At 40.2% G+C, this 12,189-nt stretch carries 6 protein-coding genes; 1 reads left to right on the forward strand and 5 read right to left on the reverse strand.

Annotation, left to right across the window (positions count from 1 at the left end; genetic code table 11):
- The 5 genes from H5087_RS16035 to H5087_RS16055 all read right to left on the reverse strand — a co-directional run bounded on the left by H5087_RS16035 (position 1) and on the right by H5087_RS16055 (position 9,693).
- On the reverse strand, positions 1–1,506 hold the full coding sequence (locus H5087_RS16035) for an MFS transporter (RefSeq protein ID WP_165724090.1): 1,506 nt from the start codon (positions 1,504–1,506) through the stop codon (positions 1–3).
- A complete protein-coding gene (locus H5087_RS16040; protein WP_182672687.1) occupies positions 1,499–3,358 on the reverse strand; it encodes an alpha-amylase family protein in 1,860 nt (619 codons plus the stop codon). Before H5087_RS16040 ends, H5087_RS16035 begins: the two co-directional genes overlap by 8 nt.
- A gap of 89 nt (positions 3,359–3,447) precedes the next feature.
- On the reverse strand, positions 3,448–5,304 hold the full coding sequence (locus tag H5087_RS16045) for a glycoside hydrolase family 13 protein (protein WP_182672688.1): 1,857 nt from the start codon (positions 5,302–5,304) through the stop codon (positions 3,448–3,450).
- Positions 5,304–6,797 carry a tryptophan halogenase family protein gene (locus tag H5087_RS16050; RefSeq protein WP_182672689.1) on the reverse strand — a complete coding sequence of 498 codons (1,494 nt, stop codon included), beginning with the start codon at positions 6,795–6,797 and terminating at the stop codon, positions 5,304–5,306. The genes H5087_RS16045 and H5087_RS16050 overlap by 1 nt, the downstream gene beginning before the upstream one ends.
- A gap of 103 nt (positions 6,798–6,900) precedes the next feature.
- Complete coding sequence (locus H5087_RS16055) at positions 6,901–9,693, reverse strand: TonB-dependent receptor (RefSeq protein ID WP_182672690.1); 2,793 nt, start codon at positions 9,691–9,693, stop codon at positions 6,901–6,903.
- A gap of 663 nt (positions 9,694–10,356) precedes the next feature.
- Between H5087_RS16055 and H5087_RS16060 the strand changes: the two genes are divergently transcribed.
- Positions 10,357–11,979, forward strand: coding sequence for an alpha-glucosidase family protein (locus tag H5087_RS16060; RefSeq protein ID WP_182672691.1), 1,623 nt, complete (start codon positions 10,357–10,359; stop codon positions 11,977–11,979).
- Positions 11,980–12,189 lie beyond the last annotated feature (210 nt).

Raw genomic sequence — 12,189 nt, forward strand, 5'->3', positions numbered from 1 at the left:
TTAATTTGAATTTTTAACGCGCATTACCGCAACGGCAGCGACAACGAACGAGGCAGCACCAATTAACAATGCGTAAATAGGCTGATTAGAAAATACGTGGCGTAAAATGAGCCCTAAAATGCTGGCGGCAAGTAACTGAGGTATAACTATAAAAAAATTAAAAATACCCATGTAAACGCCCATTTTATTACTTGGCAGTGCGTTACTTAGCATGGCGTAAGGTAGCGATAAAATAGACGCCCACGCAAACCCCACCCCAATCATAGGAATAAGTAACATTTTAGGGTCTTGAATAAACATAAAGCTTGCAAGGCCTAATGCGCCCAGCAATAAATTAAAACAATGCGCGCCTTTTAAGCCCATTTTTTTAACTAAAAACGGAATACACATAGCGGCAATAGCTGCAAAGCCATTGTAGGCGGCAAATAAAATACCCACCCAGTCTGCACCATCGTTAAATGCTTTAGAGGTTGCATCGCTACTACCATAATGGAAGCTTGTTACTGCTGCGGTGGTATAAATCCACATGGCAAATAAAGTAAACCAGCTAAAAAACTGCACCCAGGCAAGCTGCTTCATGGCTTCTGGCATTGTAAATACATCTTGTACTACTTGGTAAAAACCACCTTGAGTTTTATTCGCACTTTTAAGCGCTGCTGCAATCCACTGCACAATACCAAACGCTAATAAACCACCAGCTAATAGGTATAATTCTTTTTCAAGCGATAAGCCCATTACTAATGCAAGGGTTGCTAAACCCAGCACTACAAAAATAATGGCGCCTTTATTAAAGTTAATATCAACCAGTTTGCTTGTAGTAGGTTGAGCGCTTTGCTTTTCAAACTCAGCTAATTGCTCTGGGCTGTACTCTTTTGTACGTGCAACGGTCCAAAGCACTGCAACAAGTAGCACCACCCCACCCCAATAAAATGAGTATTTAACAGACTCTGGAATTTGCCCAGGCGCTGCAGTATTACTTACATCAAACCAGTTGGTCATCATCCATGGTAATGCTGAGGCTAGTACCGCACCAATACCAATAAAAAAGCTTTGTAACCCGTAACCTGTAGCGCGTTGTTTTTCTGGCAAGTTATCGCCAACAAGTGCTCTAAACGGTTCCATGGTTACATTGATTGACGCATCCATTATCCATAACATACCAGCGGCAATCCAAAGCGTAGGAGAATGCGGCATAATAAATAATGAAAGCGTTGTTAACACTGCGCCTATAAAAAAGAACGGACGGCGGCGACCAAAGCGCCCCCACGTTTTATCGCTCCAGTAACCAATAATAGGCTGTACGATTAAGCCAGTAAGAGGGGCTGCAACCCATAGAATGGGAATATCATCAACTTGTGCGCCTAGAGTTTGAAAAATACGGCTCACATTGCCGTTTTGTAGTGCAAAGCCAAATTGAATACCTAAAAAACCAAAGCACATATTCCATATTTGCCAAAAACTCAGGTTTGGTTTGTTGCTGTCATAATTATTATTTTGATTATTCATGATTAGCCTTATTAGTTAAAACTGCGCTGCTAAATGCATCAAGTGTGAGTGTGAAGCTTGCGCCTTGAGACCCTGATGTGATCTCGGTGCTGTGCTGCTCAAGTAAGTCATGCAATTGAGTGTGTTCGCTAAGTACCGCTAATTGCACTTTTGATAAATTAACCGTAATTGTTTGAGGTTGTTCACTAAAGTTACTTAATACGTACAGCGCTTGTTGGCCAAGTTTGCGCGTAAAACCTACAACTCGCTCACTTCCTGTAACGCTAAGCTCAGTCATTTCACCGCCTACTACAGCAGGTAAACTATTAAGTGACATAACTGCTTTGTAGTAGTCACGAAGTGCTACTTGCTCTTGTGTTAAATTAGCACCGTCAAACTTGCCATTATTCATCCACGCTTGGTGCGCTGGGACGCCAATGTAGTCAAAAATACTGGTGCGTGTAGCTGTGCCAAATCCTGCGTTTTCTGAGCCATCTTCCCCCACATCTTGGCCAAAATATAATAACGTGGGTGCGCGGCTCATTAAGTTTGAAACCACCATAGCCGGTTTACCCCACGCAGCGTTACCTGCAAAGTCAGGGCTCGCGATGCGTTGTTCGTCATGATTTTCTAAAAAGTGCAACATGTGTGCTTCAATATCAGTAACTTGGCTTTGGGCTGCAAAAATAGTATTAGCAGCTACTTTACCCTGCATAATGGCTTTTAATGTGTCGTAAAAACCGACTTTGTCATACAAGTAATCCATTTTCCCTTGGTGAATATACGCACGGTACATTAGCGGGTTATACACTTCGGCTAATAAAAAGGCGTCGCTTTTTTGCATTTTTATCGACGAATTTAAAAAACTCCAAAATTCTACAGGCACCATTTCGGCCATGTCGTACCTAAAGCCATCAACGCCTTTATCTAACCAAAATAGCGCTATGTCTCTAAATTTGTACCAGCTGTTAGGGAGCTCTTTACCTTGCCAAAACTCGTAGTGAGCACGGTAATCCTTGTCTTTATAGTCGCTTGGCAGCTGAGCAAAATCGTAGCTACCATCTGGCTTTACGCCATAATTTACTTTTACTGTTTCGTACCAATCGTTTATATCTGGTTTTGGTGCACGGGCACCATTACCTGTCCATTTAGCAGGTGTTTCATCAAAAAAGCCATCAGCAAATGGGTGTTCATTACCCCCTAATACTTTATACTCTGGCGATGTTGGCACCTGAAAAGACTGCCCTGGTACGTAGTAAAAGTTATTATTTTTATCGTACGCTTTAGTGGTGTCGTCTTGTGCGCCAAAGTCTTTAACGCCTTTAGGTTTGCCAAGGGATTGGTAATTTCGTGCTACATGGTTAGGCACTATATCAATAATGACTTTCATACCGTGGTTATGTGTACGTTCAATAAGCTGGCTAAACTCTCCCATGCGGTTCGTCACATTAACGGCTAAGTCGGGGTTAACATCGTAGTAATCCTTAATTGCGTACGGTGAACCTGCACGGCCCTTTACTACATCGGGGTCATCTTGCGAAATGCCGTAGTCGGTATAATCGCCTACTAACGCATGGTGTAACACACCGGTATACCAAACGTGCGTGGTACCTAGCTCTTTAATGCCTTTTAGGGCTGCATCGTTAAAGTCGGCAAATTTACCTACACCATTTTGCTCTTTAGTGCCCCATGGCACATTGGCAGCTTCGGTATTACCAAACAAACGGGTAAATACTTGATATACAACCGGCTTGGTAAGCTCATTTTGTGTGTGTGCGGGTTTTTGCTGTTGTTCAGGTTTGTTATTTTCTGAACACCCTGTAGCAATAAGTGCACTACACAGTACTGCGGGTACATAAACTGATTTTTTCATTGTGTGTCTTTTTTGTCAGTATTGTTATTAACTTTATACTAAAGATTACTGCAGCAACCATACAGTTGCTGCATACGTATTCAGGTAAACTATTGAGAGGTATTTATAATTAATACCGTTGCACTCATTGCCGGTAAAGCAACTGTATTACCCAACACCTGTGTTTTGTGGGTGAATAAGTTAAGTGCTTTGGTATTTTTTGGTATTACTTCCTGCATATATTCAATATTCTTAGTTAGCTCTTTTGTGTTTTTATTCATAAATACCAACACAGTTTGCTCGTCGCTAACACGCACGTAACTATACACGCCTTGTTGAGGCGTAAAGTGCACAAGTTTTCCTTTATCAAGTGCTGGGCTGCTTTTTCTAAAATTAAGCAAGGTACTGATGGTGTTATGCATCACTTTTTGCTGTTTTGTTAGCCCCTCGCCCGTAAAGGCGTTCCGAGTTTGGCCTTTAAATCCACCCGGGAAGTCGATTCTAATATCGCCATGATCTTTACTTGGGGTGTTATCTAATAGCACTTCCGTACCGTAATACATTTGCGCTATACCACGTGTGGTTAAAAACAAGGTCATCGCCATTTTAGTTTTGGCTACGTCTTGGCCAAGCTCGGTGTATACACGGCTCATATCGTGGTTATCAGCAAATACCATAATGTTATTGGTATCAGGGTATAAAAAGTCATTAGCTAACGACTCATAGACTTTAACCCAGCCCGTGTTCCAGCTTTCTTCTTCATTTAGCGCTTGAATTACCGACTCTTGCAACGAAAAGTCCATCACGCTTGGTAAGCTTGATGTATAACCATCTTGGTTATGCTTGCCACGTTGCCAGTAAGAGGCAATAGCAGGGTTTGACGTCCACTCTTCTCCAACAATATTAAAGTTTGGGTACTCCTGCATTATGGCTTTTGTCCAATCACTCAAAAATGCTTTATCTGAGTAAGAGTAGGTATCAACACGAATACCACTTAAATCGGCGTATTCTATCCACCAAATAGCATTTTGAATTAAGTATTCACTTAACAGTGGCTGGCGCTGATTTAAATCGGGCATGGTTTCTACAAACCAACCATCGTTAAACTGGCGCTTGTCGTATTCACTCGCGTGTGGGTCTTGTATAGTTTGGCGCGCATGGCTTGTGGCGTTTTTACCTTTTTTAAACTCGCCATTAAAGTTAATCCAATCTTTAGTTGGCTTATCTTTAACCCAAGTATGCTCAGAGCCAAAATGGTTAAGAACCATATCCATTACCAGGCCTATACCTTGCTCTTTTGCTTTTACCGAGAGCGTTTTATATAACTGGTTTGAGCCCATACGTGGGTCAACATTATAAAAATCTGTAATTGCATAACCATGATAAGAATAATCTGGCATGTTGTTTTCAAGCACTGGGGTAAGCCAAAGCTGTGTAACGCCTAAATTGTTTAAATACGGTAATGCGTTTATAACACCTTGAATATCACCACCGTGGCGCCCGCCCTTTATACTTGGGTTTGCCGCTTCTAACATGCTTGGAACAGTATCGTTTTGTTTATCACCATTAGCAAAGCGATCTGGGTTAATTAAATAAAGCGTATCAGCTGATGTAAACCCTTGGCGGTTTGCGCTGTTTTTATTACGTTCAAGTAGTGAAAACTCAAAATTTTGACTCGCTTCGCTGCTGTTAAACAAAAGCGTTCCTGCTTTAGCGGTATCAGTAATAGTAATATTTAAAAATACATAGTTTGGGTTATCTGTACGGGTTACTTTATTTAACTTAACACCATTGTATTTAGCTAATTTAATTTGCTCGTTTGCAATATTTTGCTCATGCACCATGATGGTTATGGTATTTTTGTTCATGCCAACCCACCAATTAGCAGGCTCAACGTTAAGTGCGTAGCTAATGGTTGGTAAAGTACAGGCACTTACAAGTAAAAGTGTGTTTAAAAATCGCATCATCAGGCCTTTTTAATTTTTGCTAAAAAATCTTTATGAGTGGGTAATTGATCTACTGTTGAGGTAATAAGCGTTTTTAATGTAGAAAATAAGTCGTTTAGTTGTTCACTGCTTAATGAGTCAACAATACTGTTGTAATCATCGGGGATGAGGCCTTGGCCAATAAATACCTGTTGCCAAGCAACTTCGGCAAATAGTTCATCGTTTTCGCGCACTACTTTGCCAGTTTCCTTAAATAATTTGAGCTTGTGGGCCAATGAGTGAGGAATGTCCATTTGCTTGCATTGTCGCCAAAAAGCAGAATCTTCTCGCTCCGTCAGTTTGTAATGCAAAATAATAAAATCGCGTATGAGCTCTATTTCTATCACGCTTTGCTTATTAAATTCAGTAACTAAAGTTTCGCTTATGCCATGATGTGGAAACAGCTTTATTAAACGGGTTACTGCACTTTGTATTAAGTGGATACTAGTTGACTCTAACGGCTCTAAAAAGCCACTAGCAAGACCAACCGACACCACGTTTTTATGCCACTGCTTTAAGCGCCGTCCTGTTTTAAATTTTATAACACGTGGCGCTGTAATGGGCTCAGCGGGTAAATTATTTAATAATAACTGCGTTGCTGCATCGTCAGGTAAATAACGGCTACAGTACACCAAGCCATTACCTATTCGGCTTTGCAGCGGTATTTGCCACTGCCAGCCTGCGCTGTGTGCAATTGAACGCGTATAAGGTTTTAGCTCACTTGTCCCTTGAGACTGCACCGCCACAGCGCTATCACATGGTAAATAATGAGACCAATCTACAAAACCTGTGTTAAGGGTTTGCTCTATTAATAAAGCGCGCTGACCGGTACAGTCTATAAATAAATCGCCGTTAATTTGGGTATCATCATCAAGTGTGAGGCTTGTAATATTACCTGAGTGCGGACATTGATTAACCTGCTCTATTTTAGCGTCTATGTGTAAAACGCCACGCGAAGTAGCAAGCTTTTTTAAGTACTCTGCATAGCGTGTTGCATCAAAGTGATACGCATAACTTACGCCAGGTAATTGCGTGTTAGGTATAGTATTTAATGGTGCAAATTTATGCTGTTTAGCTGCTTGGTAATTTAATGAAAAATCCCATAGGCTATCTTCAGAGCCTGTAATTTTTCCTTTTACCCAAAAATTGTAAAAATCGCAAAAGGGGAAGTCTTTTCCAAATGAGCCAAAAGCATGCATGTAGCTATGAGAGGTGGTTTTCCAATTTTCGAACTCAATTCCTAATTTTATAGATGCATTTGTAGCGTTTATAAACTCTTGCTCGTTTATACCCAGTGCGTTATTAAGCTGAATAATAGGCGGAATTGTTGCTTCACCCACGCCTATAGTGCCAATAGTACTTGACTCAATAAGGGTTATTTTGATTACTTTACCTAACACTTTATTAAGCAAAGCGGCTGTTATCCACCCTGCTGTGCCCCCGCCTGCGATTACGACGTGTTTTATTGGTTTCATATTATTGTCCACGTTTACAGTTTAAAGCTTGTTAAGTTTGATAAGGTAGCTATAAAAAAGCCCTTGTAAAACAAATTACAAGGGCTCCTACACACAACCTTTATTATAGCTGGTAGCTAAAGCCTAACAAGTAAGTGCGACCGTAATCTTGGTAGTCGCGAACTTGTAGCGCGTTATCGCCAGAAAGCGATGTGAACGGCTCTTCTGTTAAGTTTTGAACTTGGAACTGAATTGATAAACCTTCAAGGCTCTCAACCCCTGCTTCAGAGAAGTCATAACCTGCCTGAATATCCCAAATTGTTTCGCCGATAATATTCACTTGCTCTGTATTAAAGCCTAATCCGTAAACATCACCTTTGAAATCACTACGCTTACGCATGCTGGTTCGTAATTGCATGCCATTCATCTCGTAGTAAACCGTTAAGCTTTGAATTTTATCTGATAGACCCGGTAGTTCGTACTCATTGCCATTTCCATCTTCAATATCAGATTCAATACCTGTATGACTAGCAATTAAGCCAAAGCCTTCAAGAGACGGGTGGAAAATTTTAAATGGTAACGCTAGAGATAGCTCGTAACCGTATAGGTCACCGCCGCCGCCATTTACTTTGCCACTGCCAGTACCTTCTGACGTAGCTGGTACTTCACCTGTTGATGGGTCCGCAACACCCGACATATCAATCGCGTAAGTACCGTCAAAAATCCACTGGGTTAAGTCTTTATAGAAAAATGCAGCAGAGAAGTAACCTTCATCACTAAAGTAGTTTTCATAAGATAAATCGTAGCCTGTTGCTTCTTTAGGTTCTAGATTAGGGTTACCACCCGATACAGACCAAAAGTTACCGTTTTCATCCGGTGTATCATTATATGATGCATTAACAGAGGCATTCATTTCATCTATACGCGCACGTGAGATTGTTTTAGCTGCGCCAAAACGTATTGTTTGCTGCTCATCAATCGCAAGTGATAAATTTAAGCTTGGTAAAACGTGAGAATAATCGTGACCAATATCTGTAGGTGAAGTAATGACTAGACCAGTATTCCCATCTACACCAAAAGCATTACCTTGAGAGGATTGATCTGTATGAACATAGCGCACCCCAACATTACCAGTTAATGGAAGACCACTTACTTCTGCATTAATATTAGCTTGTGCAAATGCTGAGGTGATTTCTTCTTTTACTGTCCACGACTTAGTTGCATGAGTTGAGCTAGTTAAACTTTCGTCAAGGGTTTCATAGTAACCATCATTAACTAAACCATTTACATCGTAGGCTATCATGTCGCCTAGACCAATGAAGTCAAGGCCAACACTGCCTAAACGGTATTGCTCAGGTACACTAAGCATTCCTGGGTTTTCAAGAGAAAAATCAGTTAAAGTCAAGAAGTAACCTTGCGAAGATTTAGACTTTTCACGCTCTTTATAACCTAAGCCAAATTCAATTGAACTAATGTATTCGTTTTCTAGTACTTTAGACGCTGCAAGTTTTAATGTAACTAATTCATCTTCAATAGTTGGAGCATTAATAAAACCGTCTTGAGCTTGGTTTTCATACTCTGTGCCAGTTAATCCATATGCATCATTTAGTGCAGAACTTGCACCCCACGAAAGCGGCCCACCTAATTGAATTAGATCATAATCGCTGTAATCTAAGTCATGTGAAAAAGTAGCGCCAGTATTGCCACCATTAAAAGCATAACCTAAGTTATCTGCAACACCGCGAGAATCACCACGCCCTGTACCTGAGTAGCTTTCTATACTCCAAATTTTACGGTCAACTTGCGAGTAGCTTGCGTCAAATTCTACTGACCATGAATCATCAATATCGTATTTAGTGTTAAAGCCAAATGCAGTTAGTTCAGCATCACGCTCTTGGTAATCGTTACGCACAACAACACGTTGGCCTTGTGTTACAGCACTTGTTATAAATCCACTTTCTGCATCTACAGTAGCACTACTTGCATCAATACTACCTTGACCCCAAGCAAAAGGAACTTCAATGCCGCGTAAAATTTGCTCATCTGTAAAGTCTACATACAACGCATCAAACGTCATATTTAGTTTATCTGTAGGCGCTGCTTCTAGAACAAGCATTGCTGAATCACGTTCAAGTGTTGATGAACGAACATATGGTTTAGCACCGCCTAAAATTGAATACGAGTTACCATCTTCAGCAGTGAATTCAGGGTAGCCCCATGAATTCCAACGTTTTTCTTGGTTTGGCGAGCTCATAGTGTTTAGTGCAAATGCAATACCAATGGTGTCATCAGCAAACTGGTCGATGTATGAGAAAGTGCCACGGTAACCGTCGTCGTTGCCGTCAGGGTTTAATTTATCAAAGCTTGTTTGCTCATACTGTCCATTTACTTGAACAACACGTTCACCTTTACTTAGTGGGCGAACTGTTTGCATGTTAATTATGCCCGCAATACCCTCTGCATCTAAATTTGCACTTGGTGTTTTATAAACAGTTACACCGCTCATAATTTCTGATGGGTAAAGGTCAAATTCTACGCCGCGGTTATCACTAATAGATACTTGCTCGCGGCCATTAAATGTAGTACCGCTTTCGTTTTCGCCAAAGCCACGAATAGATACTCTACTTGCACGACCATCTAGGCGTTGCGCCGTTAAACCTGGTAAGCGTGCAATAGACTCAGCAATAGATGAATCAGGTAGCTTACCTATATCTTCTGCTGAAATTGACTCAACGACTTGAGTAGAAAAACGCTTTGTGTTGATTGATTCTACAACACTGCCACGAAAGCCTTTTACTTCGATAACCTCAACGTCATCATTTTTGACTGTATCTTCTTGTGCTGCTACAGAGGCAAAGCTTGCTAATCCTGCAGTAGCCATTGCCAACGTTAATATACTTGGTTTGAACATAGACATGATGTTTTTCCCGTTACCCATATTGTGATACTCGCTTCTTTATTTGAGTGATAGTCAAACAGGCGAGCTAATTTTGTTGTCAGGATGGATATTAACGCCAGCTTTATTTTATTAACAACTTTATGCATACGTATTCAACAGTTATAGCACGACTTCACATTAATACAAACCTTGCCAAATAAATGTTAAGTAATTGATTTTATTTAAAATAAAACCATTGAAAATGACGTGGCTAACTTTACATGTAAAATCTACTGTATCAAAAACTAAAAGTTAACAGGACGCAATGTAAACAAAGTGAAACTAATTAGTATCGCTATTCTAAATAAGAAATATTAGACACAATTCAAATGTTTAATTGGTCAGACCATTAAATTAAAAACATAAAATATATTTTCTCTTGTATGACAAACCGTTATGTTTAATAAAAGTCAGAAAGTAAGTCAGTACCATAATTGGTAAACACCCAACACATAAATAAAACACCTTTAAGCTAGCTATAAGTACTTATTTTTAATAATTTAATTGCGTTAATTTTAGTGCATACGTATGCAGACTTTTTACAGTGTACAAGGCTTCACGTATGCTTTTTGCAAATAACGTGATTAATCGTAATCACAAATAAAAATAGTCTAAATACTGTGTGGAATGACGGAGAAAAGCATGACCCAAAAGCAGTGGTATAAAGGTGCGGTTATTTATCAAGTTTATCCGCGTAGCTTTCAAGATAGCAACAACGATGGCATTGGTGATTTAAGAGGGATTATTAATCGTATTGATTACATTAAAAGCTTAGGCGTTGATGCTATTTGGATTTCACCTTTTTTCAAATCGCCAATGAAAGACTTTGGCTATGATATTAGCGACTATCGTGACATTGACCCGCTTTTTGGTGACCTAAATGATTTTGATGAGCTAATAAGCGAAGCCCACACTCGTAATATTAAAATAATTATTGATCAGGTGTTAAGCCATACATCAGATCAACACCAATGGTTTACTGATAGCCGTGAAAATCAAAATAACAGTAAAGCCGACTGGTATGTTTGGGCTGACGCAAAAGGTGATGGGACAGCCCCAAACAACTGGCTATCTATTTTTGGTGGTGGTGCTTGGCAGTGGGAGCCTCGTCGCGGGCAATACTACCTACATAATTTTTTAACCGAACAACCGGATCTTAACTTTCATAACCCAGATGTTCGAAAAGCTGTGCTTGATAATGTTGAGTTTTGGCTTAAAAAAGGCGTTGACGGTTTTAGGCTTGATGCAATTAATTTTTGCTATCACGACGCGCAATTACGTGATAATCCGGCTAAACCAAAAGATAAGCGCCAGGGGCGTGGTTTTAGTGAAGATAATCCGTATGCATTTCAGTACCATTACTACAATAATACTCAGCCTGAAAATATTGAGTTTATGCAAGATATTCGCACATTACTTAATAAATACCCAGGTACTGTATCGCTTGGCGAAATCTCATCAGAAGATTCATTAGCTACAATGGCGCAGTACACCCAAGGTGGCGACAAACTGCACATGGGTTATAGCTTTGAACTATTAACAAATGATTACTCAAGTGAATATATTAGAACTACGGTTGAAACTCTAGAACAACGTATGACTGAAGGCTGGCCATGCTGGGCATTTAGTAATCATGATGTAGAGCGCGTAGCGAGCCGCTGGAGCGAAAATGGCGAAGTAAGCCCTCAACAATGTAAAATGCTAACCGCCCTATTAGCTTCTCTTCGTGGCAGCGTGTGTATGTATCAAGGTGAAGAGCTAGGTCTAGGTGAAGCAAGTGTGGCATTTGAAGATTTACAAGACCCATACGGCATTACATTTTGGCCTAATTTTAAAGGGCGTGATGGCTGTAGAACACCAATGCCTTGGGATCTCGCTGATTCATCTCATGCAGGTTTTAGTGAAGTAAAACCTTGGCTACCCGTTGATAATGCACATAAGCAGCAATCAGTAGCTATACAAACAGATGATAACAACTCAATTTTAAATGCCTACCGTGAGTTTATGGCATGGCGAAAAGGTCAAACAGTTTTACTTGAGGGTGATATTGAATTTATTGAAACGCCAGAGCCTGTGCTTGCTTTTTATAGAACGCTTGGAAAGCAAAGAATGCTTTGTATGTTCAATCTCAGCGCTAAGCAAACAAGAATTGATATGCCAACATCAATCGTTAAAGAATACACCGAGCTTAGCCACCACAGCGCAAAGTTAGACCAAGGCACCACAACGCTTGAGCCTTACGCATGTTTTTACGCTCAGTGTTAATGAGTCAAAAGTTGCGCTTAATGTTTACCTAAGTGCGTTACGCACAAAAAAGCCCAAGCTATTCACTTGGGCTTTTTTGTATTTAATGTCTCGTCCTGAAATGTGTTTACACATTTAGGATTTATTATGACCAAGTCAAATAATACACCGCTCAAACGAACACAACGAGATTATTCATTAGGCTTTAAATTACAAGTTGTTCACGCTGTA

Source organism: Pseudoalteromonas sp. SR43-7, from assembly GCF_014163785.1.
Classification (GTDB): Bacteria; Pseudomonadota; Gammaproteobacteria; order Enterobacterales; family Alteromonadaceae; genus Pseudoalteromonas; species Pseudoalteromonas distincta.